The organism is Acidimicrobiia bacterium, assembly GCA_035651955.1.
Classification (GTDB): domain Bacteria; phylum Actinomycetota; class Acidimicrobiia; order IMCC26256; family JAMXLJ01; genus JAMXLJ01.
In genome coordinates, this window is record DASRES010000014.1 from 19,965 (window position 1) to 45,396 (window position 25,432).

Sequence of the window (25,432 nt, forward strand, 5' to 3'; positions counted from 1 at the left end):
CTCAGCCCGTGTGCCCCTGCAGCGCGCGCAGGCAGAACTGCCAGCTGTCCTCCGCGCTGATCCGCAGCCCCGCGCTCCGCGTCAGGCGATCCTCGAACCAGGTGGAGACCACGCAGCGGAGCAGGAGCGCCGTCGCGACGCGCGTGTCGGGCCAGTCGATCTGTCCCGCGCGCTTCGCCTCGTTGACGAGGTCGGCGAGCAGCTGCGAGATCGGCGCGAACATCGCCTCGACCTGCTCGGGGTGACTGCGTGCGAGCTCCAGCGAGAACTCGGAGATCGGCCGCCGATTGTGCGCATCGGGCCGCCGCGCCGCGAGCTCGGGATCGCACTGCTCGTGGAGCGAGACGACGAACGCGCGCAGACGCGCGAGCGGTGCGTCCTCGGCATCGACGGCGGCACGAAGCTCGTCGACCGCCTCGCGAATCGTCTCCTCGAACAGCGCGAGCAGGAGCTCGTCCTTGCTGTCGAAGCACTGGTAGAAGGTGCGCAGCGACTGCTTGGCGCGCGACACGACGTCGAGGATCGTGAACTCCGTCGTGCCCTTGTCGTCCATGATCTGGAACGCGGCGTCGAGAAGCCGTTGCGCGCGTTGCTCGGCGCGGGTGCGCGCGGTGTCCAGCGTCCGCGACACCACGCGCCCGCGCCACGTCGGCCCGGGCTCGCGGTCGTTCGCGTCGACGTCCGTCATGGGTCCGTCCCTTCCGGCGCACACGTTGGTAATCGACGTTACGCTGCTGCGAGAGCAAGGTTCTCGTTCGGCGGGGGGAACGTGCGGCTCGACGGGAAGGTCGCGATCGTCACCGGCGCCGGCTCGGGCATGGGCCGCGCGATCGCGAGGCGGTTCGCGGCGGCGGGCGCGCGTGTCGTGTGCGCCGACATGAGCGGCCGTGAGGCGGACGTCGCGGAGCTCATCGGCGAGGCGGCGCGCGCCGCGCACGTCGACGTCACTCGCGCCGAGGACGTCGTCCGCATGATCGGCGTCGCGACGGGCGAGCTCGGCCGGCTCGACGTGCTGTGCAACAACGCCGGGGTCGGCGGTCCGCACCAACCGCTCGCCGACGTCGACGACGCGCTCTTCGACGAGCTCGTCGCCGTGAACCTCAAGGGTGTGTTCCTCGGGATGAAGCACGCCATCCCCGCGATGCTCGACAACGGAGGAGGCTCGATCGTCAACACCGCGTCCGCGGCCGGGCTCGTCGGGTGGCAAGGGCTGTCGGTGTACTCGGCGACGAAGGCGGGCGTCGTGCAGCTGACGAAGTCCGCCGCGCTCGACTACGCCGAGACCGGCATCCGCATCAACGCGATCTGCCCGGGCATGACGTACACGGGCCTCGCCGGCGCGGCCCCCGACAGCGAGCCGCCGTCCGGCGCGCACCTGCCGACTCCGATGAAGCGATGGGGGCGTCCCGGCGAGCTCGCGGCTGCCGCGCTGTTCCTCGCCAGCGACGAGTCGTCGTTCGTGACGGGCGCCGCGATCCCCGTCGACGGCGGGTACACCGCGAGCGGCCCGCCGGTGACACGCGGCCGTGGCTGAGCCATACGCGCCACGGCGTCGACAACGACGGTTGACGGCGCGGGTCCCGTGTCAGTGACGCTTCAGTGAGCGAGGAGTCGGTCCTGAACCGACTCACGCTTCATTGAGCGATGAGCGATCCGATCCGTCACCGGCCGGCGAGACGCTCGACGATCGGCGCGAACTGGTCGAGCCTCGCCTGCTGGATCGTCACGTAGTTGACGGCCAACGGCTCGCGCCGCTCCTCGAGCTGGTCGACGATCGCGTCGGCCGTGCCGACGAGCACGTTCGGGTGGTCGCGAAGCACGTCCGGTTCGGTCCGCAGCGAGCGCGCGATCCGGCCGATCGCCGCCTCGCGGTCGGCCGTCACCTCGACGAAGTACGGCGAGCTCTCGACGTCGAGCGCGGCGAACCGCGCGCCTGCGGCCGCACGTGCGTACCCCACGCGACGCATCGCTTCCTCCGTCGGCGTGAGACCGTCCTCGTTGCGCGCGACGAACGGCACGTTCGAGATGCTCACGATGTCCGCCTCCCGCCCGGCGAGCGACAGGACGCGCGCACGCGCGCCACCGATCATCATGGGCGGGTGCGGATGCTGCACCGGACGGGGCGTTCCTGCGTACCCGGTGACGTGCACGTGGTCGCCGGAGCAGTCGAGCTCGTCGCCCGACCAGTGCGCCTTGAGCAGTGCGACGACCTCCTCGAGCTTGTCGACCCTTCGCGCCGGCGCGTCGAACGGGACTCCCATCGCCGTGTACTCGACGTCGCTCCACCCGGCGCCGATCCCGACCTCGAGCCGCCCGTCCGACAACACGTCGAGCGTCGCGGTCTCCTTGGCGAGCACCGCGGGCAGGTGGTAGTCGACGCAGAAGACCCGGCAGCCGATGCGCAGCCGGTCGGTGACCGCGGCCGCGGTCGCCATCGCCGCGATCGGGGCGACGTCCTGCCGCGGAGTGTGAGCGGCGCGCTGCGCCGGGCCCGGCCCGAGGTAGTGGTCGGCGAGGAAGAGCGTCGAGTACCCGACGTCCTCGACCCGCACGGCGAGCTCGCGCCACTCGGCGGCGCTCGACGCGGTCGTGGCCTGCACCGCGAAGCGGAACGGGCGGGGTCCGCTCATCGGGTGAGAATACCGCTTACCAACGCGGGGTAGCGCCCATTCCGCCGTGCGATTATCGTGTTCTCCGCGTGGCGAAGCGAACGAGGTTCAGCGAGTACCGGGACCGGTACGCGAACTACCGGTTCGAGCTCGACGACGACGGGATCCTGCTGATGCAGTGCCACACGAACGGCGGCAGCCTCGTGTGGGACTGGAAGGCGCACGACGACATGGCGGACGCCTTCGCCGACGTCGCCGGCGACCGTGACATCAAGGTCCTGATCCATACGGGCACCGGCGACAACTACAACGCGGACTGGGGCCGGCTGCCGAACGGCGAGCTGCCCGACCCGCCGCTGTACGACGCGATGCCGGGCGTGCGCGGGCTGCGCAAGCTCGACGAGAAGGCCTGGTACGCGCGCCACATGATCCAGAACGTGCTCGACGTCGACGTGCCGATGATCAGCGCCGTCAACGGGCCGTGCAACTGCCACTCCGAGGTCCCGTTGATGGGCGACATCGTGCTCGCCTCGGAGGACGCGTACTTCCAGGACGCGCCGCACTTCCCGAAGGGGCTCGTCCCCGGCGACGGGCAGCACGTGATCTGGAGCTTCCTCGTCGGTCACAACCGGGCGCGCTACTTCCTGCTGACGGGCAAGAAGCTGACCGCGCAGGAGGCCCTCGAGTGGGGCGCGGTGAACGAAGTGCTCCCGAAGGATCGGGTGCTCGACCGCGCGTGGGAGCTCGCGCGGGAGCTCGTGAAGCGGCCGCCGCTCGTGTTGCGCTACACGCGCCAGCTGTTCACGAACCCGCTCAAGCGCGCGTTCGTCGACGAGCTCGGCCACGGGCTCGCGCGCGAGACATACGCGCAGCAGGAGTGGTTCCCGTTCGGCGGCGGCATGGCGCCGCTCGACCGTGCCTGGGACGACGAGCCGTGGTCCGGTGACGCGACCCGCGACGAGAGGTGACGTCGTGACCGACATCCAGGAGCGGCTCGCGACCGGCAAGGGCAAGTTCACGCTGCTGTACCCGGAGCTCGGCACCGCGCCGGTCAGCTACGAGGACTGCATCTCGGAGGAGCTCTTCGCCGCGGAGCGCGACGCCATCTTCGAGCGCACCTGGCTCTACGTCGGGCGCGTCGAGCGCCTGCCCAGGAAAGGCTCGTACTTCACACGCGAGCTGCCGGGCCGGCTCGCGTCGATCGTCGTCACCCGCGGGCTCGACGACACCGTGCACGCGTTTCACAACGTCTGCGCGCACCGCGGCAACAAGGTCGTCTGGCACGAGCACCCGCAGCAGGAGACCAGCGGGACATGCCGCGAGTTCGCGTGCAAGTACCACGGGTGGCGCTACGGCCTCGACGGGTGCATCACGCACGTGACGAACGAGTCCGAGTTCTTCGACCTCGACAAGACGACACTCCGCATGCCGAAGGTGCACTGCGAGGTGTTCGCCGGGTTCGTGTTCGTGAACCTGGCCGAGGATCCCGTCCCGCTGCGGACGTTCCTCGGCGAACGGATCGGTGAGCTCGAGGTGTACCCGTTCGAGCGCATGACCCAGCGCTACGGGTTCTCGACGCGCATCCACGGCAACTGGAAGCTCGCGGTCGACTCGGTGTGCGAGTGGTACCACCCGCCGTACGTGCACGGCCGGTTCATCGACCCCGACGTGTCGAAGGCCGAGAAGATGGTCCCGCCCGTCGACGCGTACCACTACGACCTGTTCCGGCCGCACATGCTGACGTCGGTGCCCGGGCCGCCGCCCCTGCCACCGCGCGAGCCGGGAACCGCGGGCGCCGCCCGGCAGGACCAGCGGTGGGTCTACAAGCTGTTCCGCGCCGGACTGTTCGGGCCGGACGACGTCCCCGACGTGGGCCCCTTGCCCGAGTTCCTGAACAAGGGGCGCATCAACTCCTGGGGCAACGACCAGTTCTGGCTGTTCCCGAACCTCTCCATCCAGATCTGGGCGCGCAACTACTACATCACCTACACGTACTGGCCCGAGGCGGTCGACTCGCACGTCTACGAGATCGACATGTACTTCGTGCCGCCCGCCAACGCGCAGGAGCGCCTCGCGCAGGAGCTCGTCGTCGACTCGACGATGGAGTTCGCGATGCAGGACGTCAACACGATCGAGGCCACCCAGTCGGGGCTGTCGACCCGCGCCCAGCACCAGTTCCAGCTGGGCGACCAGGAGCTGCTCATCCGCCAGTTCCACACCGTCGTGCGCGACACCGTCGCCGCCCACAAGGAGGCGCGCAGGTGAGCGAGCAACTGTTGCCCGACGCGTTCGCGGAGCTCGAGCCGTTCGTCGAGGACTGGGCGAAGCCGACGCGCGCCGAGCGGTACGCGACCCGCCTCTCGAAGCCGTTCGACGAGACGGTCGCCTTTTACGACGCGATCGCGCCACGGGCCGAGGAGGCCATCGCGTACCTCGACGCGCTCGACCTGAACGCGCTTCCTGACGACGCGACCAGGCTGCTGCACCTCCTCTACTCGATGATCCTCGTGTCGTACGCGGTGAACGTGTTCAAGCAGCCCCGCATCCCCGACTCGGGTTCGGCGTTCTTCGACACGGTCGCCGAGCCCGCCGTGTGAGAGCGCCGTGGTACGCGAACGCAACGAGCTCGGCGAGCACCTCGGTGTGGAGATCGTCGGCATGACCGCGGCCGACCTCGTGAACCGTGAGGCGGCCGACGACTGCCGAGCGATGCTCGAGCGCCATGGCGTGGTCGTCTACCGCGGCGCCCACCTCGATGACGCCCAGCTCCTCACCTTGAGTCGCGCGCTCGGTCATGTCGTCGTCCCACCGGTGACCGACTCCGGTGACATCCCGGAGGTCGCGACGATCACGATGGACCCCGCCAAGAGCAGGCTCGCCGCGGTCCGAAAGGGCAACTTCCTCTGGCACATCGACGGCACACACGACGAGCAGCCGCAGAAGGCGACGCTCCTCACGGCGTGGGCGGTCGATCCCGCGGGCGGCGACACCGAGTTCGCGACCACGTACGCGGCGTACGACGCGCTGCCGGACGACGACAAGGCCACGATCGACGACCTTCGCGTCGTCCACCGGTTCTCACGACCGATGCGCATCACGTTCCCCGGCGCGACACCGGAGCAGCGCGCCGCCTGGAACCGCGTGCCCGAGCGGGTTCATCCGCTCGTCTGGCGGCGCAAGGACGGTCGTCGATCGCTCGTGATCGGAGCGACCGCGGACGAGATCGTCGGCTGGTCCGAGAACGCCGGCCGGGCGTTGCTCGACCGGTTGGACGGCTGGGCCACCCAGCCGCGGTTCACGTACCGCCACCGGTGGCGCGAAGGCGACCTCGTCGTCTGGGACAACACCGGCATGCTGCACCGCGCGCTGCCGTTCGAACCGACGTCGCCGCGGGTGCTCCACCGCACGACGCTCGTCGGCGAGGAGCCCGTCACGGGACGGGTCGCGTGACCGGCGTGCCCGCGTGGTCCGAGCCGAGAACCGCGATCGTGACGGGCGGCGGCTCGGGCATCGGCGCAGCGATCAGCCGGCGGCTCGCGGTCGAGGGCGCCGCGGTTGCCGTCTTCGACCGCGACAGCGGAGGCGCGAAGGCGACCGCGGTCGCGATCGAGCGCGCCGGCGGGCGTGCGCTGCCCGTCACCGTCGACATCTCGGATCGGCCCGCCATCGACCGCGCCGTCGCGCAGGTCCGCGCGGAGCTCGGCGCGGCGACGATCCTCGTGAACAACGCGGCGATCTCGCCGTTCAAGCGGTTCCTCGACATCGAACGTTCCGAGCTCGACGCCGTCATCGCCGTCAACCTGATCGGGACGTTCGAGTGCTGCCAGGCGGTCGTGCCCGACATGCTCGAAGCCGGCTGGGGCCGCATCGTCAACATCGCGTCGTCGAGCGCGCAGACGGGCAGCGCGCGGCAGACGCACTACGCCGCGACGAAGGGCGCCGTGATCGCCTTCACGCGTTCGCTCGCGCTCGAGCTCGGGCCGAAGGGGATCACCGTCAACGCGGTCCCGCCGAGCTTCGTCGACACGCCGTCGCTGCGCGCCGCCGACGCGGACGGCAGCCTCGACATCGACGCGTTCGCGCGGATGATCCCCGTCCGGCGCGTCGGGACAGCGGACGACGTCGCCGCGATGTGCGCGTATCTCGTCCGCGACGATGCGAGCTACGTCACCGGCCAGGTGCTCGGCGTCAACGGCGGACGGGTCACCACGTGATCGACGACCACGCGGTCACCAGCGATCAGCGGCCGTGTCGAGGCGGAGCGGCCGCGCGTACGACAGGTCGGACGAGTCCCAGCGGCCCTTGACGAACTCGCTGAACGTGCCCGAGCGGAGCAACGACGCGTCGCCCGGCATCGCCCACTCGATGGTGCAGCGCCGGAGCGCGATCCTCCAGGTGCCGTCGCGCCGCTCGAGGCGGTCGACGTACCGGCCGGCGACGAGCAGCACCGACGATCGGTCCTTCGCGACCATCGTCCCGATGACGTAGCTCTCGCAGTGCGCGACGTCACCGTCGATCTCGCACGTGTGCGTCGTGACGTGGTGCAGGTGATCGGCGAACGCCGCCGCGTGCGCCTGATTGGCCCACTCGGCGTACTCCGCGCCGCGCTTCACCGCCGGCCCGTGCTCGTCCACGGCGTCGTCGTGGTACACGCTCGCCATCAGCGCGACGTCGTGTCGGTCGTGACCGCGCGACTGGGTGTTCACGCAGTCGAGGATCGCGAGGCGGTCCTTCAGGTACTGGACATCGCGTCGCAGCTCGTCGAGCCCGTCGTCGCTCATCGTCGCCCTCCTGCTCGGAGTGGTAACGGACGTTACAGTTGCACGAGAGCCGGGTTCTCGATCCGTGGAGGAGCGATGGCAGGCGACGAGGGTGTCCTCGATCCGTGGGTCGCGGAGTGGTTCGCGGCGAATCCCATGCTCGCCGAGCCGCGCGACGACTGGTCGCCGGAGATGCTCGCGCTCGCGCGCGGGGACTTCCCGATCGCCGAGGGTCCGCCGGTCGCGAAGGTGAGCGACGACGTGATCGCCGGCGTCAGCGTCCGCGTCTACGAGCACGAGCATGCGCCGACGGGTGTCGTCGTCTACTTCCACGGCGGCGGGTTCTGCACCGGCAGCATCGGGATGATGGACAACGTCGCGCGCGAGCTCGCGCAGTGCGCCGACGCAACCGTCGTCTCCGTCGACTACCGGCTCGCGCCCGAGCACCCGTATCCGTCCGGGCTGGACGACTGCGAGACCGTGACGCGTGCAGTCCTCGACGACAGGGCGCGCTTCGGTGCGCCCGGGTTGCCGGTCGTGGTGGCGGGGGAGAGCGCGGGTGGGTCGCTCTCGACGGCCGTCGCGCTCCGCCTGCGCGACCGGGGCGACACGCGGCTCGCCGCGCAGGTCCTGATCTATCCCGGCGTCGCGGGCGACGACTCGACACATCCGTCGCGGCAGGAGTTCGACGGGATCCTGCTCACCGCGACCGGGATGCACTGGTTCTGGGACTCCTACACCGGAGGGCGTGACGTCAGCGACGATCCGTACGCGGTGCCGTTGCGCGCCGAGAGCCTGCGAGGCCTGCCGCCCGCGCTCGTCGTGCTCGGCGGGTGCGACGTGCTGCGCGACGAAGGACGCGAGTACGCGCGCCGTCTCGCGGCCGAAGGCGTCGACGTCGAGGCGATCTGCTACCCGGGTCAGCCGCACGGGTTCGTGAACTTCGGCTTCCCCGCGGCCACCGAGGCGTTCGAGCACATCGGCACCTGGTTGCGCGCGAACCTCGCACGCGCCGGAGACGTCGGATGACGGCGGAGGTCACGATGCCGGACAAGGCTGCGATCATCTCGGTCGACGGGCACGTGAAGCCGCCGCGGCAGGCGTACCGCGAGTATCTGGACCCCGACTGCCGCGAGAAGTTGGACGAGTGGCTGCGCAGCGTCGACGGGACGCCCGACGGGTTCGTCCACCCGCGTCTCGACACCGCAAGCCAGTGGGATCCGGCGCGCCGGATCGCCGATCTGGAGACGCAGGGTGTCGTCGCGGAGGTCGTGTTCTCGAACGGTCAGCCGTTCGACTCGCCACGCGTCGACCACGCCGCCGACCCCGTTCTCGTGCGCAAGGCGAACACGGCGTACAACCGGTGGCTCGTCGACTTCTGCTCGGAGGCGCCCGGACGGTTCTGCGGTCTCGCCGCGGTCGGCTTCGACGACGTCGACCAGGCCGTCGCCGACATCCACTGGGCGAAGGAGCAGGGGCTCGGCGGGGTGCTGATGCCGCCGCTGCATCCCGGCGGCCGCTACTTCTTCGACCCCGCGCTCGACCCGATCTGGGCGGCATGCGTGGAGGTCGGCTTCGCGCTCGGCCAGCACGGCGGCACGGGCGCACCGCAGTACGAGCCGCCGAGCTTCGCGTCGTTCATGGTGCTCGCGACCGAGCACTCCTTCTTCTCGGGCCGCTCGTTGTGGCAGCTGATCCTCGGCGGCGTGTTCGACCGCTTTCCGACGCTACGCATCGCGTACGTCGAGACGGAGTCGTGGTGGATCGGTCCCGTCCTGCAGATGCTCGACCGGCGCGAGACGATGGGCGACGACTGGACCGAGTTCGCGGAGATGCTGCGGCGCATCAAGCCGTACACGCGGCTGCCCAGCGACTACTGGCGCTCGAACTGCGCCGTCGGTCTGTCACCGTTCCGCACCAGCCAGTTCGACCTGGACGCGCTGACGGACGAGACGCAGCGGTACGCCGTCCACGCGGCCAACGGGATGGTCGGCGTCGACTACCCGCACCCCGAGACCGTCTACCCGGTGCTGTTCGACGAGGTGCGCGCGCTCGTGGAGCACCCCGCTGTCAGCGAAGCGGACGCGCGCAAGGTGCTCTACGAGAACGCCGCCGCCCTGTACGGCTTCGACCTCTCGCGACTCGCGCCGCACATCGAGCGCGTCGGCTTCCACCTCGACGACGTCCCACGCGTCACCACCGACCAGCGTGCTGCCTCGTCGCTCGCCGAGGTCGTGCCGACCCTCATGGAGATGCGCGACACGCACGCGAACGACGGCGCCTGACCCGCGCGCTGCTCGTTCAGCGGAAGACGGCGTTCGCCCGGGCAATGCCGCCGAGCCAGCCGAGACTCGCCTTCGGCTGGCGTTCGAACGTGTCCCGGTCGACCGCGACGAGGCCGAACGTCGGCTCCCAGCGGCCCCACTCGAAGTTGTCGAGCAGGCTCCAGTGGAAGTACCCGCGCACGTCGATGCCGTCGTCGATCGCGTCGCGGAGATGGTTCAGCGCGGTGGTCGTGTAGGCGATCCGGCGGTCGTCGTCGCGGGTCGCGATGCCGTTCTCCGTCACGACGATCGGCACGTCGCCGAGGATGTCGTGCGTGTGCCGAACCGCGATGCCGAGCGCGTCGGGGCGGTACGCCCATCCCATGAGCGTGTTGTCGGGGTGCTCGGGGTGGGCGACGATGCCGTGCTCGTCGACGAGTTGGCTCGTGTAGGACTGCACGCCCACGAAGTCGTCGTCGCGTGCGGGTCGCAGGTACACGTCCTCCCACTGCTCCTGCACCTCGGCGTGCTTCGCTTCACCACCCGGTGCCGGGACGAGCGCCTGATTGGCAACCGTCCATCCCACCTTCGCGCCAGTCGCCGCACGCACGACGGGTGCGGCCGCTCGATGGGCCGCGACGAGGACGTCGCCGATCTCGGGGTCGGGGAGCGCGTCGAACGGATAGGGCTCGCCGGCCGCGACACGGCGGAGCGCGCCGAGTCCCTGCGCGTGCACGTTGGGCTCGTTGATCGTGCACACCCATTCGACGCCGTCGAGGATCGCGCACGCGTGCTCGACGTACCGGGTGAAGAGCTCGACCGCGTCCGGGCCGAGCCAGGCACCCGCGTCGTCGAACCAGAGCGGGTGCGTGAAGTGATGCAGCGTGACGACTGGCGTGAGGCCGAGCCCCGTCGCGGTGTCGATCATCCGGCGGTAGTGCGCGAGCTCGGCGCGTGAGAACCTGCCCCGGCTCGGTTCGATGCGCGACCACTCGAGGCTGAAGCGGTACGCGTTGAACCCGGCGTCGGCGAGCAGTCGCATGTCCTCTGCGTACCGGTGGTAGCTGTCGACCGCGTCCCCGCTGAACTGCACGTACGGGGCCGCGTCGTGCTCGAGCTTCCACCAGTTGTTGTTGAGGTTGTTCCCCTCGACCTGGTGGGCGGCGGTCGCCGCGCCCCAGAGGAACCCGGCCGGGAAGGTGCGTGTCATGTGGTTCGTTCCTCCGTCAGTCGAGGATCAGCTCGGGGATCGTGAACGTCACGGCGTCGTGGATGTCGGCGCTCGACAGGCCGAGCAGCAGCGTCACCTCGCCGGCCTCGACGCCGCGACGGCCGTCGGGCCACGTGTACGCCAGCCGTTGCAACGGGACCGAGAGGTCGACCGCCTCGGCGCCGCCGCTCGCGAGCGCCAGGCGTGTGAAGTCGACGAGCTGACGGACCGGTCGTACAACAGTGCCGGCCTCGTCACGCGCGTAGAGCTGGACGACCGCGGTCCCGGCGTGCTCGCCGGTGTTGCGCACGAGTGCCCGCACGCGGAGCACCTCGTCCACGAACGTTGCGTCGTCGAGCTCGAGCCCGAACGACGTGTACGTCAGGCCGTGGCCGAACGGGTACAGCGGTGAGCTGTCGGCCAGGTCGACGTAGCCGTACCGGGGCAGCGTCGGGTGCTCGTACCCGCTGCCGACCGGGAACCCGTGGTACATCGGCACCTGGCCGACGTGGCGCGGGAACGTCGACGGCAGGCGGCCGCCGGGCTCGATGCGGCCGAAGAGCACGTCCGCGACGACCTCGCCGGCGAGCGCGCCCAGCAACGGCGCGAGCAGCACGGCGGACGACGCGTCATGGACCGCGCCGAGCAGCAGCGGCCGGCCCGACACCACCACGGTCACGACGCGCGTCCCCGCGCGGTGCAACGCGGTGACGAGCGCGTCCTGGTTCCCGGGCAGTACGGGGTTCGCGACCGTGCGACCCTCGCCCGCGGTGTGGTTGCCGACCCAGCCGGTGCGCTCGCCGACGACGGCGATCACCACGTCGGCGTCCTCGGTCGCGGTCAGCAGGGCGGCCTGGTCGAGGTCCGCGTCGTCGAAGCTCCCGACCGGGTGGTACGTCGCGCCCGGATCGACGGCGCGGATCGCGTCGACGACCGTCGTCGCGTCGGGGTTGAGCGCGCGGGCGCCGGCCTCGAACACCGGCTCGATCCCCGCCAGCCGCGTCTGGAACAGATCCGGGAACACGTCGTCGGCGGCGCGTGCTCTTGCAACCCGACCGCTCGTGATGCGTGCGACCGCGATCGGGATCTCGGTGTCGGCGACCGACGAGTACGCGCCGAAGTGGATGCGCAGCTCGTCCGCGGCCGGGCCGACGATCGCGAGCTTCGCGACGCCGGGCGCGAGCGGCAGGATCCCGTCATTGGCAAGGAGCGTGACGGCTGACTCGGCGACGACGCGTGCGAGCGCGCGTGCGTCAGCGCCGTCGATCGCCGACGGCGCCCGCGGCGCGCGGCCGGATCGAATGTCCGGCACCAGTCCGAGGCGCGCCTTGATCGCGAGCACGTTGGCGACGGCGCGGTCGAGGATCTCCTCCGAGAGCGTCCCGTCTTCGACGAGCGGACGGAGTTGGCTGGTGGTGTCCGCGCTCGGCAGCTCGACGTCGATGCCCGCGGTCAGCGCGTCCGCGGCGGCGCGTCCTGGAGTCGCGGCCGTCCGGTAGTCGCGGTACAGCATCGTGACCGCGCCGTAGTCGCTGACGACGAGCCCGTCGAAACCGAGCTCACCCCGCAACAGCTCCGTGAGCAACCAGTGATTGGCGCTCGCCGGGATGCCGTCGATCTCGTTGTATGAGCTCATCACCACGGACAGACCGGCGTCGGCGATGGCGCGCCGGAACGGTTCGGCGTGGACGTCGGTGAGCTCGCGGCGACCGAGCTGGGTCGCGGCCTGGTTCAGCCCGCCGAGCGAGTGCGCGTAGGCGAGGAAGTGCTTCCCGGTCGCGAGCATTTCGGAGTCGCCGGCGTCGCCCTGCACACCGCGGATGAACCCGATGCCCATGCGCGCGACGAGCTCGGGATCCTCGCCGTACGTCTCGTGCACGCGGCCCCAGCGCATGTCGCGCGCCACGTCGAGTAGGGGCGAGAAGAGGAGGTGGATGCCGACCGACCGCGCCTGGCGCGCCGCGATCTCGCCGACGCGCCGCGACGACTCCGGGTCCCAGCTCGCCGCCTGCCCCCACGCGGTCGCGAACTGATCGCCCTGCGCGTGGACGAGCCCGTTGATCCCTTCGGCGTGGACGAGCGTCGCGATGCCGAACGGATTGACGTCGCGCGCGATCTCCTGGAACCGGGCGAGCTCGTCGCGGAGGCGGTTCAGGTCCGAGTCGAGCTGCCACCCGAGCGACAGGTGGCCGACGCCGTGCGGCCGTACCGACGGGAGGCGCTCGAGCTCGTACGGGAACCCCTTCGAGAGGTCGGGCGCGCCGCGGCCCGGATCCGCGAACTTCGAGAAGTCCACGAGATCCATCGGCACGACACCTTGGATCTGTCCGATCTTCTGGTCGAGGTCGAGGCGCGAGACGAGCGCGCGGATCTCGTCGGTGTCCGGCACTACTTCAGCGTGATGGGCGAGCCGATCGCGATGAGCTGGTCCTTGCCGGATCCCTGCTTCCAGGTCGGGTCGATCCTGAAGAGCTGGAACTGGTCCTGCCCGTCGAACTTGTTCGGCCCGAACGAGCTCTTCGGCGCGGCCGGGAGGTCCACCGCGCCGAGGGACTCGACGCCCTTTGCGAACGTCTCGTTGTTGAGGTCCTTGCCCGCGGCCTTGGCGGCGTCGACGAAGAGCGTCAACGACGTGCACGCCTCCTCCATCGCGACGAACCCGCTCGACTTGCCCGAGAGGTCCTCCTGGTCAGGGTTCACGATCTCGTTGCCGGTCGCCTGCTTCCACACCTGCCGGCAGTGCGCGAACGCGGGGTCGTCGAAGTTGTAGTTCTGGTTGGGGACGCCGGTGCCAGCGACGATCGGGAACTTCCCGAGCGGGTTCGTGTACGCGGCGGCCTGTAGGTTCCCGACGACGGGAGAGAAGATGCGCGGGTGGTAGCCGGCCGCGTCGAAGTCCGCGCCGGGCGTGAACTGGCCGACGTCGATCACCGTGTCGACGCCTTTGCTCTGGAACCGCTGGGCGATCACCTTGTCCTGCGCGGTGGCCGCCTGCAGGTCCGTGTCCGGCGCGTCCATGAGCGCGGTGTCGGCGACCTTGTAGCCCGCGTCCTTCAACGTCTTGACGGCGAGGTCGATCTGCGCCTTGTACGGCGCCTGCGCGGCGTAGACGGCGATCGTGTGGCCCTTCAGGTCGCCGTTCTGGTCGAGCAGCTTCACGAGCGCGTCGATCGACCGCTCGTCGCTCGCGTTCCAGGTCGCCCACGGCGCCCGCGCCTGCGCGAGGAGTCCCTTGTTGAAGTTGCCACCGACGAGGATCGTCTGGTGCTGCTGCACGACGCAGAGGTTGTTGACGTTCAGGAACCCGACGAGCACCGCGAAGACCTTGTCGTCCTCAGTGAGCTTCGTGCACGCCGCGAGCTGGTCGGTGTTGCCGATCGGCGAGTACTTGGCGATGAACAGCTGGAGCTTGCGGCCGTTGACGCCGCCGCGCGCGTTCACGTCGTTCACGAGCGCGGTGATGATCTGCTCCTCGGGCCCGTGGTCGAGCCGGATCACGCCGGACTTCGCGAGCGCCACGAGGTCGATGTACGAGAAGCCGATCTTGATCGTGTCAGCGGTGACGCCCTGACCGAGCGCCTGGCTGCCCGTGGCGGTTCCGGCCGAGTTCGCGGTGGTGCTCGACGAGCTCTTGCCTCGCGAGGTCGTGCACGCTCCCGCGAGCACCGCGAGCACCGCGAAGACGACGGTCCACGACTTCACGCGCGGCATGGCTCCCCCCAGCCTCGGCACCGTTGATAACGGTGTTATACCCGTAACGGCGTTATGGTAGCGACTGCGCAACGTCTCTGCTGCGCGGTCGCCGAGACGCGACGGAGGATTCGATGACGCGTGCTTTCCCGAGCTCGTTCGAGTGGGGGACCGCGACTGCGGCACACCAGATCGAGGGCCAGAACTGGAACAACGACTGGTGGGAGTGGGAGCACCGTCCGGGCTCGGGCGTGGCCGAGCCGAGCGGCGACGCGTGTGACTCGTGGGACCGTTGGCGCGAGGACGTCGCGCTCGTGCGCGAGCTCGGGCTGAACACGTATCGCTTCTCGATCGAGTGGAGCCGGATCGAGCCGGAGGAGGGGGAGTGGTCGCACGCGGCGATCGACCACTACCGCCGCATCGGTGAGGCGCTCCGCGAGGACGGGATCCAGCCGGTGGTCACGTTCCACCACTTCACGTCGCCACGCTGGTTCGCGGCGCGCGGCGGCTGGACGGCGCCCGACGCTCCGGACGTGTTCGCCCGGTTCTGCGAGCGTGCCGCCCGCGAGCTCGCGCCCGTCCTCGGACGGGTGTGCACGATCAACGAGCCCGGGGTGGTCGCGATCATGGGCTGCCTGATGGGCGTGTTCCCGCCCGGCGTGTCCGACGAGGACGCGCACCGGCGCGCGACGACGACGCTGTGCGCCGCGCACCGCAAGGCGGTCGACGCGATTCGCGCCGCGGCACCCGGCGTCCCGGCCGGGTTGACCGTCTCGATGACGGACTACCAGCCGCTCGAAGGGGGCGAGACGAAGCTCGACGAGATCCGGGCGCTGCTCGAGGACGTCTTCCTCGACGCGACCGGCGGCGACGACTTCGTCGGCGTCCAGAGCTACTCACGGGCGCGCATCGGACCGGACGGATGGGTCGGGCCCGAACCCGGTGTTCCCGTGCTGCCGCTCGGTTACGAGTACTACCCGCAGGCGCTCGCGGCGACGATCCGTCGGGCCTGGGAGTACACGGAGCGCGCGGTCCCCGTCCTCGTCACCGAGAACGGGATCGGCACGGACGACGACGCGCAGCGGATCGACTACCTGAAGGTCGCGCTCGCCGGGGTCGCGGACTGTCTCGACGAGGGCATCGACGTCCGCGGCTACACGTACTGGAGCCTGCTCGACAACTTCGAGTGGACGTTCGGCTACGGGCCGAAGTTCGGCTTGGTCGAGGTCGACCGGACGACGTTCGCCCGGCGCTCGAAGCCGTCGGCGAAGTTCTTCGCCGACGTCGTCAGGCGCAACGCGCTTCCATGACGGCCCGCTCGGGCATCAGTGCACGACGACGCGCACCCTCCCGAGGTTCTGGATCAGCGTGTAGGGCCGTTCAGCGTCGCGTACTGCCACCAACCACGGAGCGGGAACCCCAGCCGTGCCGACTCCTGCAGGACCGCCCGCTGCTGCGAGGTGAGGCCGGCGAAGGGGTCGCCGCTCCCGCCGGGCTCGGTCGCGTCGTCGATCTGCGGCAGCTTGTCGTGCAGCACCCGGAGGGCGAGCAGCTGCACGGTCATGAAGCTCGGGATGGCGTTGGGGACGCCGAACACCATCGGCACGAAGCCGTCCCAGATGCCCGACGTGCTCTCCGCAGCGCCGACCGTCTGGTACGCGCTACCACTCGCGCCGAACAGGTAGCCGCGCGGGCGCGCGATGTCGCCGTACACCTTCGCGGCGACGACGCGCGAGTACTTGGCGGTCGCGGCGTTGACGCGATAGCCGCCGAGCGTCGGGCTGTTCTGGACGCCGCCGGCGTTGTTGCTCACGACCATGGACGCGCCGTGCGAGAGCACGAACGCGAGGGTGCTGGGACCGCCACCGATCGAGGGCGGGTTCTGGAGCGTGTCCTCGTTCCCGAGCGTCGGGTACGTGGGCTCGAAGAACCGCCCGCGGTACTGCGCCTTCGGCGGGAAGTAGAAGGAGAACCGGGCGTTCGTCCCCGCGAACCCGCCGTGGACGTAGCGGTAGGTCACGGTCACGTGTGTCGCGGGGTCCGTCGTCGTCCGCTGCTCGTCGACGTCGGTGTAGGGCTGGGTCAGCGCCGGGTCCTGACAGCCCGGTGTGACGAACAGGACGCCGTTCGACCCTTGCTGGCACGTCGGCTGCGGCGCGCTCGTGACGCCCGTCGCGACGCCGGTGCAGCCGGCCGCCGTCACGACGACGCCGACCGCGCCCGCCACCACCGCGCACCTCGATCGGTTCCGAGAATGGCCCGCATCGTCACCCCCGTTCGTGGGCGATCCCGCGCCGCGCGGTTGGTCACCCGATTCCGTCATCGTTGCGCCGGAAACGGGGTTCTCGTATCGTGATAACCATCATGCCGACCGGCGAACGGGCGGTTGCGGCCGGCCACCGGATGTTCGACACTGTGTGACCGCACAACTCAGCACATCGCCGGGACGGCCGGCGCGCGTGACGCGGTACGGGGGGAGCGAGATGACCGCGGTGCCCGAGGACGAGGCCGCGAGCGCGGCGACCCTGACGCAGGCGGTGCTGGACGAGGAGGCGGAGCGTCTCGCGCGGCAGGCCGCGGCCGACGAGGTCGAGGTGCTCGACGACGAGCAGCTCCCCGGCGTCGGTGACCAGGCGATGTCGTTGCGGGAAGGCGTGGGCATCGGTGGCGTGACGCTGCTCGCCGTCTTCTCGGCGCTCGCGGCGGTGGACCAGCTCGACAACGGGGTCGGCGGCGTGCTCGCCCCGGACATCCGCAAGACCCTTCACATGAGCAACGGGGTGATCGCCGTCACGACCGTGGCGGGCAGCGTGTTCGCGATCGTCGGGGGTCTCGTGCTCGGACGTCTCGCCGACAACACCCGGCGGACGACCATCGTCGGGATCGCGACACTCGCGTGGGGCACGGTCTCACTGTTCACCGCGACGGTCGTGAACGCGCTCTTGTACTTCTGCACGCGCGCTTTGACGGGTTTCGGCCGTTCGAACACCTACGTGGTGCAGGGTCCGGTGCTCGCCGACGCCTATCCGATCGCGGCGCGTGGCCGCGTCTACGCGGTGCAGAGCATGACGGGAACGTTCGGCGGTCTCGTGCTGCCGCTCGCGGTCGGCGGCCTGGTCACGCTCCTCGGCGGTGGTGACGCCTGGCGGTGGGGCTTCGTGTTCCTCGGCGTGCCGGTCGTCGTGCTCGGAGTGCTCGCGCTGTTCCAGAAGGACCCGCCGCGTGGCCAGTTCGAGCAGAAGGCGACGATCGGGCAGGTGATCGAGGAGCGCGACGCGCCGCCGATCTCGCTGGGCGCCGCGTACCAGCGGATCGCGCAGATCAAGACGTTCAAGAACGCGATGACGGCGTTCACCGCGTTGGGGTTCAGCTTCGTCGCGGTCCCGGTGTTCGTGAGCCTGTACCTCGACGAGCACTTCCACGTGAACGCGTTCGGCCGTTCATTGATCGCGATGATCCCGGGGCTGCTGGGACTGCTCCTGGTGCCGCTGGCGGCGCGCCACTTCGACGGGTTGTACCGCAAGAGCCCGCCGCTGACGTTGGTGTTCATCGGCGCGCTGTTCGTACCGGCCGGCGTGCTCGTGCTCCTCCAGATGTTGATGCCCAACATCTGGCTGTTCGCAGTGTTCGCGACGCTGTCGGGCGCGATCCTGCCGATCGAGCTCGCGATGCTCGGTCCGCTGTTCGCGAACGTCAGCCCGTACTACCTGCGCGCGCAGGGCGCCGCGATCGGCATGGCGATGGTTCTCGGGATCGGCGGTTTCGGTGGCGCGTTGCTGGGCGGACTGATCTCGGACTCGTTCGGCCTGCGCGCCGCGGTCATCGCGGTCGCCCTGCCGGCGAACCTCATCGGCGGGCTGTTGCTGATGAACAGCGCGCGGTTCCTGCGCAACGACCTCTCGCTGATCGTCGAGGAGATCCACGAGCTCGAGGCGGAGCAACGCCGGCTGCGGGACAACCCGGGTGACGTCCCGGTGCTGCAGATGCGCAACATCGACTTCGCGTACGGCCCCGTGCAGGTGCTGTTCGACGTGAACCTGGACGTGCGGCGCGGCGAGACGCTCGCATTGCTGGGCACGAACGGCGCGGGCAAGTCGACGGTGCTGCGGGTGATCAGCGGGCTCGGCATCCCCGCGCGCGGCGTCGTTCGTCTCAACGGCCAGAGCGTGACGCTGTCGTCGCCCGAGACGCGCGTGCGCTGGGGGATCCATCAGCTGCCGGGCGGCAAGGCGATCTTCGACCCGATGTCGGTGCGGGAGAACCTCGAGATGGCCGGGTTCATGTACCGCAGCAACGGCAGCGAGCGGCGCGGCCGGATGGAGCGCGCGCTGTCGATCTTTCCCGAGCTGCGCGACCGGTTGGACGACGAGGCAGGCCGGCTGTCGGGCGGGCAGCAGCAGATGCTCGGCCTCGCGATGGCGTTGATGCACGACCCGGAGATCTTGCTGATCGACGAGCTGTCGCTGGGGCTCGCGCCGGTGATGGTCGAGAACCTCTTGGGTGTCGTCGACCGGCTGAAGCAGGCAGGGCAGACGATGATCATCGTGGAGCAGTCGTTGAACGTCGCGCTTGCGATCGCGGACCGCGCGGTGTTCATGGAGAAGGGTCGCATCCAGTTCGAGGGCCGCGCGGCGGATCTTCTGGAGCGTGACGACCTGGTGCGCGCGGTCTTTCTCGGCAGCGAGCAGGCATAGCCATGGCGTCAGCGCTCGCGCTCACGATCACCCGCCAGACCGTCTACGGCGGGTTCGTCGACGGCCTGTCGATCGGTCTGCTCGCGCTGGGCATCGTGTTGATCTACCGCTCGAGCCGGGTGATCAACTTCGCGGTCGGGGCGATGGGCGCGCTGTCGGCCGCGCTGCTCGCGCTGCTGGTCGTGAAGTACCACTGGAACTACTGGCCCGCGGTGCTCGTCGCGCTGGTCGCGGGTGGGGCGTTCGCGGCGGCGTGCGAGGTCACCGTCATCACTCGACTGTTCCGGGCGCCGCGCGTCATCGTCCTCGTCGCGACGATCGGCATCGCGCAGCTCGCGCTCGCCGCGCAGACGGCGTTGCCGCACATGGACGCGAGCATCGACACGCCGTACCCGAGCGCGGTGCTCGGGACGTGGCACGTCCTCGGCTTGCGCGTCCGGGGTCAGGAGCTGTCGGTGCTCGTTGCGGTCCCGGTGATCACACTGCTGCTCACGTGGTTCCTGACCCGCACGGACGTCGGCAAGGCGGTCCGCGCGGCAGCCGCGAACCCGGAACGGGCGCGCCTGTCCGCGATCAACCCGAAGATCCTCTCGACGCTGGTGTGGACGATCGGCGGGGCCGTGTCGGCGGTGTCGATCATCCTGCTCGCCGGGACCTCCGGGAGCGTGACGGGCCTGACGACGATCGGGCCGAACACGTTGAGCCGCGTGCTGGCGGCGGCGTTGATCGCCCGGATGGTGTCGTTCCCGCGGGCACTCGCCGCCGGTGTCGCGATCGGGATCCTCGAAGCGGTCATCAAGTACAACGCGCCGACCCAGGCCGGCCTGACCGACGGTCTGTTGTTCGTCGTGGTGGTCGTCGTCACGTGGCTGATCGCCCGGCGGGAGAGCGCGGACGACGACGCGTCGTTCTCGTTCGCGCCGCGGGTGAAGCCGATCCCGGAGCGGCTGCGCGAGATCTGGTGGGTGCGCCAGTTGCCGCGGCTCCTCGGCGTGGTCGCGTTGGTCGCCGCGATCGCGTTGCCGTTCATCGTCACGGCGCCGTCGCGGCACTTCCTGTACGCGCGGATGCTCCTGTTGGCGATCGTCGCGCTGTCGCTCGTCGTGCTGACCGGCTGGGGAGGGCAGGTGTCGCTCGGGCAGGCCGCGTTCGCCGGGCTCGGCGCGCTCGGCTACGCCGCGCTCGTGAACGGCCACTCGCTCGGCCTCGGGTACGGCACCCACCGTCTCGAGGTCAACTTCCCGACCGTCTCGCCGATCGTGGCTCTCCTCGTCGTGACCGCGGTGGGAGCGCTCGTCGCGACGTTGATCGGCGCGGGAGCGTTACGCGTCCGGGGTCTGCTCCTCGCGGTCGTCACCTACGTGTTCGCGCTCGCCGCGCAGCAGTACATGTTCCAGCGACCGTTCCTCTCCGGCGGCAGCAGCGGGTCGGTGTTCGTGCAGCGGCCGATCGTGGGAGGTCTCGACCTCGCGTCCCAGCGCAACTTCTACTTCGTCGCGCTCGTCGCGCTCGTGATCTGCATGCTGCTCGTCGCGCGGTTGCGGCGTTCGGGTGTCGGCCGCTCGATGATCGGCGTGCGCGACAACGCGCACTCCGCGGCGGCGTACACGGTGTCACCCGCACGCGAGAAGCTGCAGGCGTTCGCGCTCGCCGGCGGCATGGCCGCGTTCGGCGGCGCGCTTCTCGGCGCGCTGCTGTCGACGATCAGCATCAACGAGGTGTTCACCGTCGGCGACTCGCTGCAGGCGGTGTCGATCGCGGTGATCGGCGGCGTCGGCTCGGTCGCGGGGCCGATCCTCGGGTCGCTGTGGGTCGTGGGCCTGCCCGCGTTCTGGCCGTCGAGCACGTTGGTACCGCTCCTGACGAGCAGCATCGGCCTGCTGCTGCTGTTGATGTACTTCCCGGGCGGGCTCGTGCAGATCGGCTACTCGGTGCGCGACGCGCTGTTCGCGTGGCTGGATCGGCGCCTGCCCGAGACCGTCGTGGCACCGAAGTCCACGGAGATGCCGCGCGCACGCGTCGCACGGCCCGCCGACGTCGTCCTTCCCGCGGACGTGATGCGCACCGACGGGGTGTCGGTCCACTTCGGCGGGCGGGTCGCGGTCGACGACGTCAGCGTCAGCGTCGGCGCGCGGGAGGTCGTCGGCCTCATCGGCACGAACGGTGCGGGCAAGACCACGCTGATGAACGCGATCGGTGGGTTCGTGCCGTCGACGGGCCGCGTCGAGCTCCTCGGCCACGACGTCACCCGGCTCACACCAGCGCGGCGCGCCCGCCGCGGGCTCGGTCGCACGTTCCAGGCCGCGCGCCTGTTTCCCGACCTGACCGTGCGCGAGACCGTGCAGGTCGCACTCGAAGCCCGTCACCGCACCCGCTTCAGCACGACCGCCCTCTTCCTGCCCGCGGGATACAAGACCGACCGCGCGCAGCGCGCGGAGGCGGAGGAGATCATCCACTTCCTCGGTCTGGGCCGCTACGCCGACCGCTTCATCGCGGAGCTCTCCACCGGTACGCGCCGCATCGTCGAGCTCGCCGCGCTCCTCGCGCTCGACGCGCGCGTGCTGTGCCTCGACGAGCCGACCGCCGGTGTCGCGCAACGCGAGACCGAGGCGTTCGGGCCGCTGCTGCTCCGGATCCGCGACGAGCTCGACGCGTCGCTGCTCGTCATCGAGCACGACATGCCCTTCATCATGGGCATCACCGACCGCGTCTACTGCCTCGAGACCGGTCAGGTGATCGCGGAGGGAACACCGGCCGAGCTGCGCGAGAACGCGGCCGTCATCGCGTCGTACCTGGGCACCGACAAGCGCGCCATCCAACGCAGCGGGACCGCCGACGTCGCCAGCGTGACCGGCAGCGCCTGACTCCGAGCGGCCGCCGGCCGTCGCCGTTCGTCGTCCGGTGAAGCCGTCCCGGGACCGCCCTGTCAACGGACCAGGCCGGGAACGTCATCGAGTGCGCCCTCGTCGCACACGACCACGACCGTCCCGCCGCACCCACCGCCGCTCGAGCGCGCGCCGTGGACGCCCGGGCGGTTCAGCACGTCGTCGACCACGGCGGTCGCGGCCGCGTGTCCCAGTCCCATCGCGTCGTACGCCCGGTGGCTCGCCGCGAGCGCCGGCCCGAGCGCGCCGAGCTCACCGCGGCGCAGGTGCGCGAGTGCCTGCTCGCAACGCGCGTGCTCCTCGATCCCGAAGCGCGTCGCCGCACGCACCGGGTACACCTCGCCGGGCTCCACGGTCGTCATGTCGTCGTCCGTGCCCACCCAGCGCTCGCGGAACGACGCGCCGTCGAGCTCATCGGGGAGGGCGTCCGTCGCGTGCAACGGGAGCTCGCTGACCCACGCGCACGCCTCGCCCGTCGCATCCTCGGCGATCCGCTTGCCCATGAACGCGGCAGCTCGCGCGCGGCGATAGGGCGCGCCGCTGACGTCGTGACGCGCGCCCGTCGGCACACCGACGACCTCGACTCCCGGTGGGAGCGCGACCGGCGGCTCGATCGTTGCCGGCCGGCACAGGATCGGCAGCAGGGCGCCGGGCACGCCGAGCGTGACCGCGACCTGGTCCATGATCCCGCACGGCGCGCCGACGACCCGGTTCTCGGCTTCCTGGCAGAACGCGGCGAGACGGAGCCCGTCGAGCGTGCCCGCGCCCAGTGCGCGCGCCGTCGCGACCTCCAACGCCGCGCTCGACGAGACACCGACGGACTGCGGGACGTCGGACGACACGGTGAGCCGCGCGCTCGGTACGTCGACCACGTGATGGCGGGCGAGGACGATCGCGACCCCGAGCACGTAACGCGTCCACTTCGGGAACGCGGCGACCTCGGTGCGCACTGCGAGATACGGCAGCGACGCGAGCCGTTGCACCTCACCCGCCGGTAGCGAGACGGATCCGACGGAGAACGCGCTCTCGGGCTCGGCGACGACCGTTGTCGTGACGCGGGTCGGGATCTCGAGCACGAGCGCGCCCGAGTAGTCGGCGACGCCGCCGAGGAGGTCGAGCCGTCCGGGCGCGCTACCGAGCGAGGTCATCGACGAGCTGCGCGAGGACGGGACCGACGCGCGCCGCGAGCGCGCCGTTCGCGTACCCGGCCCACGCCACGGGTGACGTCGTGTCGAGGGGGACGTCGAGCGGGCCACCCCACGGATCGGTCACGACGCCGCCCGCCACCTCCAGGAGCATCGCGGTGCACACGTCGTACGGGTGGCATGCGAGCGCGCCCGGGTCGACGAGCGGCCGCAGATCGGCGACAAAGCGGTCGTGCCCTGCGATCAGCTCGTGGAGCTGCCCGCCGGACGAGATGTACTCGTCGTCGAAGACGACCCGCGAGCCGAGCCGCCGGAACAGCTCGCTCTCGAGGTGGGCGAGGGCCGGCTTGCCCGGCACGAAGAACTTCGCGATGCCGGCGAAGCCATGCTCGAGGTCGGTCGCGGTCGACGGACGCACGGGCAGGGTGTGGCGCGCACCGTCGCGCAGGTCGACGCGCTCCGCCACGACGGCGTCCGCGCCACGCACCGCGCTCAGCTGGTCGGCCGCACCCTGCTTCGCCGTCGGCAGCTCGGTCATCGCCGCGGTGACGACGTCGCGCAGCGAGCCACCGCGCGGTGCGGCCGCCGCGAGCGACCACGCGGGCCGCTTGTCGTACATCAGTCCGCGCGTGCCGTCGATCGTGTCGACGATCACGGTCCATTCCGCGTCGGCTGCGAGCACGGCCGGTTCGTCGAGACCCTCCGACACCAGCTCCACGCCCGGCCAGTGGCGCGCGAACCATTCGACGAGCGCGTCGTCGGCGACGCGGTCGATCGCGTAGATCGTGTCGGCCGCGGTCGAGCCGTCGATCGCTGTCATATCCATCCCGCGAGCCCCGACGACGACGTCGCGGATGTGGTCGCCGAGCGCGCACAGCAACCGGCGCGCGTCCTCCGGCGTGTCAGGCGAGCGCGCCACGCAGCTCCGCCGCCTTCTCGTCGGGGTCGGACTCGTTCGTCATGGAGCCGCCGCCGATCTCGGGCCCGGCCAGGTACTTGAGCAGGCCGGGCGCGCGCAGCGGCGGGTGCAGCTCGACGTGGAACGGGTAGTGCGGGTGGTCGCCGACGGGGGCCTGGTGCACGGCGAGGACGTACGGCATGCGGATGCCCCAGAGCGCGTCGTAGCGGCGAACGACCTCGCGCAGCACGAGCGCGAGCGAGCGACACGCGCCGTCGTCGAGGTCGACGAGCGACGTCACCGGCCCGCGGGGCAGGACGTGCACCTCGTACGCGTACCGAGCGAACCACGGGACACACGCGAAGAACGCGCCATCCTCCGTCACGACGCGCGGGCCGTCGACCTCGCGCGCGACGACGTCCGCGAGCAGCGAACGTCCCGTGCGCGCATGGTGCTCGCGCGCGACCTCGGCTTCGCGGGCCATCGTCCCGTAGACGAGGGCACCCGCGTAGATCTGGCAGTGGGGGTGGGGGTTCGACGTCCCGACGGCCGCGCCCCGGTTCTCGAAGATCAGCACGTGCGCGACGTCGTCGCGCGCCTCCAACGCGCGCGTTCGCTCGCGCCACGCCGTGACGACCGCGGTCACCTCGTCGTCGTCGAGACCCGCCATCGACCGCGTCGGGTCGTGGTGGTAGCAGACGACCTCGGCGGTCCCGGCCGCGCGCCGCGTCCGGTACAGGTCGTCACCCGACGACGGCTCCGGCGCGTCGGCCGAGAACACGGGCAGGTCGTTCGTGAACACGAACACGCCGCGGTAGTCGGGGTTCGTCGTGTCGATCCGCTTCCCGAGCGGCGCGAGCGCGTTGTCCTGTGGCGCGCGCGGCTCGTCGTCCGCGACCGTCGCGCCGATCCACGGCCGGGCGTCACGGTGCGACGTGAACAGCACCCACTCGGCGCGGAACGGGTGCCAGCGCAGCTCCCAGGTCATCAGCGCGCGACGACCCGCACGTGCTGCGGCTCGCACCCGTCCGCGACCGCGGTGAGCGTGATCACGCCCGGGCCCGTCGGCCGCACCACCGCGAGCGCGCGGCCGCCGAACGTCGTGCACCAGGCGTCCGTGAAGCACTCCTCCGATCGAGGGTCCGCGCTCGCGAAGCCCTGGAGCGCGGCGGGACCGTCGAGCTCGACCGTCACCTTCCGGTCGGCGCTCGTGTCCGTCGTTCCCTGCTCGTCGACGAGCGTGAGCGTGACGAAGGCCAGGTCGGACGGGTCCGCGC

22 protein-coding genes are annotated in these 25,432 nt (G+C 70.6%); 11 read left to right on the forward strand and 11 right to left on the reverse strand.

What is annotated here, in order from left to right:
* Window position 1: 1 nt before the first annotated feature.
* Entirely contained in the window at window positions 2-688 is a 687-nt protein-coding gene (locus VFC33_03545; protein HZR12300.1) for a TetR/AcrR family transcriptional regulator, read from the reverse strand.
* A gap of 81 nt (window positions 689-769) precedes the next feature.
* Between VFC33_03545 and VFC33_03550 the strand changes: the two genes are divergently transcribed.
* Entirely contained in the window at window positions 770-1,534 is a 765-nt protein-coding gene (locus tag VFC33_03550) for a glucose 1-dehydrogenase (protein ID HZR12301.1), read from the forward strand.
* A 127-nt stretch (window positions 1,535-1,661) separates the two neighbouring features.
* On the opposite strand, the gene VFC33_03555 is transcribed toward VFC33_03550, so the two are convergent.
* Window positions 1,662-2,630: a TIGR03621 family F420-dependent LLM class oxidoreductase gene (locus tag VFC33_03555; protein HZR12302.1), complete on the reverse strand. Its 969-nt coding sequence runs from the start codon at window positions 2,628-2,630 to the stop codon at window positions 1,662-1,664.
* 68 nt (window positions 2,631-2,698) lie between these two features.
* On the opposite strand from VFC33_03555, the gene VFC33_03560 reads away from it, so the two are divergent.
* From VFC33_03560 to VFC33_03580, 5 genes are read left to right on the forward strand one after another with little or no spacing between them, the layout of a single operon-like run.
* Window positions 2,699-3,577: an enoyl-CoA hydratase/isomerase family protein gene (locus VFC33_03560; protein HZR12303.1), complete on the forward strand. Its 879-nt coding sequence runs from the start codon at window positions 2,699-2,701 to the stop codon at window positions 3,575-3,577.
* A gap of 4 nt (window positions 3,578-3,581) precedes the next feature.
* Window positions 3,582-4,874, forward strand: coding sequence for an aromatic ring-hydroxylating dioxygenase subunit alpha (locus VFC33_03565; protein HZR12304.1), 1,293 nt, complete (start codon window positions 3,582-3,584; stop codon window positions 4,872-4,874).
* Entirely contained in the window at window positions 4,871-5,206 is a 336-nt protein-coding gene (locus VFC33_03570; protein HZR12305.1) for a hypothetical protein, read from the forward strand. The genes VFC33_03565 and VFC33_03570 overlap by 4 nt, the downstream gene beginning before the upstream one ends.
* A gap of 7 nt (window positions 5,207-5,213) precedes the next feature.
* Window positions 5,214-6,059, forward strand: coding sequence for a TauD/TfdA family dioxygenase (locus tag VFC33_03575; GenBank protein HZR12306.1), 846 nt, complete (start codon window positions 5,214-5,216; stop codon window positions 6,057-6,059).
* Complete coding sequence (locus VFC33_03580) at window positions 6,056-6,823, forward strand: SDR family NAD(P)-dependent oxidoreductase (GenBank protein ID HZR12307.1); 768 nt, start codon at window positions 6,056-6,058, stop codon at window positions 6,821-6,823. Before VFC33_03575 ends, VFC33_03580 begins: the two co-directional genes overlap by 4 nt.
* A 15-nt stretch (window positions 6,824-6,838) precedes the next feature.
* Here the strand turns inward: VFC33_03580 and VFC33_03585 are convergent, their stop codons facing one another.
* On the reverse strand, window positions 6,839-7,390 hold the full coding sequence (locus VFC33_03585) for a nuclear transport factor 2 family protein (protein HZR12308.1): 552 nt from the start codon (window positions 7,388-7,390) through the stop codon (window positions 6,839-6,841).
* A gap of 75 nt (window positions 7,391-7,465) precedes the next feature.
* Between VFC33_03585 and VFC33_03590 the strand changes: the two genes are divergently transcribed.
* Both VFC33_03590 and VFC33_03595 read left to right on the forward strand, forming a co-directional pair.
* Entirely contained in the window at window positions 7,466-8,398 is a 933-nt protein-coding gene (locus tag VFC33_03590; protein ID HZR12309.1) for an alpha/beta hydrolase, read from the forward strand.
* Window positions 8,395-9,654 carry an amidohydrolase family protein gene (locus VFC33_03595; GenBank protein HZR12310.1) on the forward strand — a complete coding sequence of 420 codons (1,260 nt, stop codon included), beginning with the start codon at window positions 8,395-8,397 and terminating at the stop codon, window positions 9,652-9,654. The genes VFC33_03590 and VFC33_03595 overlap by 4 nt, the downstream gene beginning before the upstream one ends.
* 16 nt (window positions 9,655-9,670) lie before the next feature.
* Here the strand turns inward: VFC33_03595 and VFC33_03600 are convergent, their stop codons facing one another.
* From VFC33_03600 to VFC33_03610, 3 genes are read right to left on the reverse strand one after another with little or no spacing between them, the layout of a single operon-like run.
* Window positions 9,671-10,843: a family 1 glycosylhydrolase gene (locus VFC33_03600; GenBank protein HZR12311.1), complete on the reverse strand. Its 1,173-nt coding sequence runs from the start codon at window positions 10,841-10,843 to the stop codon at window positions 9,671-9,673.
* A gap of 16 nt (window positions 10,844-10,859) precedes the next feature.
* Window positions 10,860-13,232, reverse strand: a complete 2,373-nt coding sequence (locus tag VFC33_03605; protein ID HZR12312.1) for a glycoside hydrolase family 3 N-terminal domain-containing protein — start codon at window positions 13,230-13,232, stop codon at window positions 10,860-10,862.
* Window positions 13,232-14,554 carry an ABC transporter substrate-binding protein gene (locus VFC33_03610; protein HZR12313.1) on the reverse strand — a complete coding sequence of 441 codons (1,323 nt, stop codon included), beginning with the start codon at window positions 14,552-14,554 and terminating at the stop codon, window positions 13,232-13,234. Before VFC33_03610 ends, VFC33_03605 begins: the two co-directional genes overlap by 1 nt.
* A 113-nt stretch (window positions 14,555-14,667) precedes the next feature.
* Between VFC33_03610 and VFC33_03615 the strand changes: the two genes are divergently transcribed.
* On the forward strand, window positions 14,668-15,843 hold the full coding sequence (locus VFC33_03615) for a family 1 glycosylhydrolase (protein HZR12314.1): 1,176 nt from the start codon (window positions 14,668-14,670) through the stop codon (window positions 15,841-15,843).
* Between the two features lie 53 nt (window positions 15,844-15,896).
* Here the strand turns inward: VFC33_03615 and VFC33_03620 are convergent, their stop codons facing one another.
* Window positions 15,897-16,760, reverse strand: coding sequence for a hypothetical protein (locus VFC33_03620; protein ID HZR12315.1), 864 nt, complete (start codon window positions 16,758-16,760; stop codon window positions 15,897-15,899).
* A gap of 256 nt (window positions 16,761-17,016) precedes the next feature.
* Here VFC33_03620 and VFC33_03625 point away from each other — a divergent pair, with 256 nt between their 5' ends.
* A complete protein-coding gene (locus VFC33_03625; GenBank protein HZR12316.1) occupies window positions 17,017-19,227 on the forward strand; it encodes an MFS transporter in 2,211 nt (736 codons plus the stop codon).
* Between the two features lie 2 nt (window positions 19,228-19,229).
* Window positions 19,230-22,091, forward strand: a complete 2,862-nt coding sequence (locus tag VFC33_03630; GenBank protein ID HZR12317.1) for an ATP-binding cassette domain-containing protein — start codon at window positions 19,230-19,232, stop codon at window positions 22,089-22,091.
* 62 nt (window positions 22,092-22,153) lie between these two features.
* On the opposite strand, the gene VFC33_03635 is transcribed toward VFC33_03630, so the two are convergent.
* From VFC33_03635 to VFC33_03650, 4 genes are all read right to left on the reverse strand, one after another.
* Entirely contained in the window at window positions 22,154-23,260 is a 1,107-nt protein-coding gene (locus VFC33_03635) for a hypothetical protein (GenBank protein HZR12318.1), read from the reverse strand.
* Complete coding sequence (locus VFC33_03640; GenBank protein HZR12319.1) at window positions 23,244-24,176, reverse strand: inositol monophosphatase family protein; 933 nt, start codon at window positions 24,174-24,176, stop codon at window positions 23,244-23,246. The genes VFC33_03635 and VFC33_03640 overlap by 17 nt, the downstream gene beginning before the upstream one ends.
* The gene (galT, locus tag VFC33_03645) at window positions 24,160-25,143 is read right to left on the reverse strand and encodes a galactose-1-phosphate uridylyltransferase (protein ID HZR12320.1); all 984 of its coding nucleotides are present in this window, start codon (window positions 25,141-25,143) and stop codon (window positions 24,160-24,162) included. The genes VFC33_03640 and galT overlap by 17 nt, the downstream gene beginning before the upstream one ends.
* A partial coding sequence (locus VFC33_03650; GenBank protein ID HZR12321.1) for a glycoside hydrolase family 2 occupies window positions 25,143-25,432 on the reverse strand: 290 nt, incomplete at its 5' end. The genes VFC33_03650 and galT, both read right to left, overlap by 1 nt.

Bases quoted from the DNA above. Each gene is read 5' to 3' on its own strand.
- VFC33_03545 (HZR12300.1), bottom strand. From the start codon at position 688: ATGACGGACGTCGACGCGAACGACCGCGAGCCCGGGCCGACGTGGCGC.
- VFC33_03555 (HZR12302.1), bottom strand. From the start codon at position 2,630: ATGAGCGGACCCCGCCCGTTCCGCTTCGCGGTGCAGGCCACGACCGCG.
- VFC33_03585 (HZR12308.1), bottom strand. From the start codon at position 7,390: ATGAGCGACGACGGGCTCGACGAGCTGCGACGCGATGTCCAGTACCTG.
- VFC33_03590 (HZR12309.1), top strand. From the start codon at position 7,466: ATGGCAGGCGACGAGGGTGTCCTCGATCCGTGGGTCGCGGAGTGGTTC.
- VFC33_03595 (HZR12310.1), top strand. From the start codon at position 8,395: ATGACGGCGGAGGTCACGATGCCGGACAAGGCTGCGATCATCTCGGTC.
- VFC33_03600 (HZR12311.1), bottom strand. From the start codon at position 10,843: ATGACACGCACCTTCCCGGCCGGGTTCCTCTGGGGCGCGGCGACCGCC.
- VFC33_03610 (HZR12313.1), bottom strand. From the start codon at position 14,554: ATGCCGCGCGTGAAGTCGTGGACCGTCGTCTTCGCGGTGCTCGCGGTG.
- VFC33_03615 (HZR12314.1), top strand. From the start codon at position 14,668: ATGACGCGTGCTTTCCCGAGCTCGTTCGAGTGGGGGACCGCGACTGCG.
- VFC33_03625 (HZR12316.1), top strand. From the start codon at position 17,017: ATGACCGCGGTGCCCGAGGACGAGGCCGCGAGCGCGGCGACCCTGACG.
- VFC33_03630 (HZR12317.1), top strand. From the start codon at position 19,230: ATGGCGTCAGCGCTCGCGCTCACGATCACCCGCCAGACCGTCTACGGC.
- VFC33_03635 (HZR12318.1), bottom strand. From the start codon at position 23,260: ATGACCTCGCTCGGTAGCGCGCCCGGACGGCTCGACCTCCTCGGCGGC.
- galT (HZR12320.1), bottom strand. From the start codon at position 25,143: ATGACCTGGGAGCTGCGCTGGCACCCGTTCCGCGCCGAGTGGGTGCTG.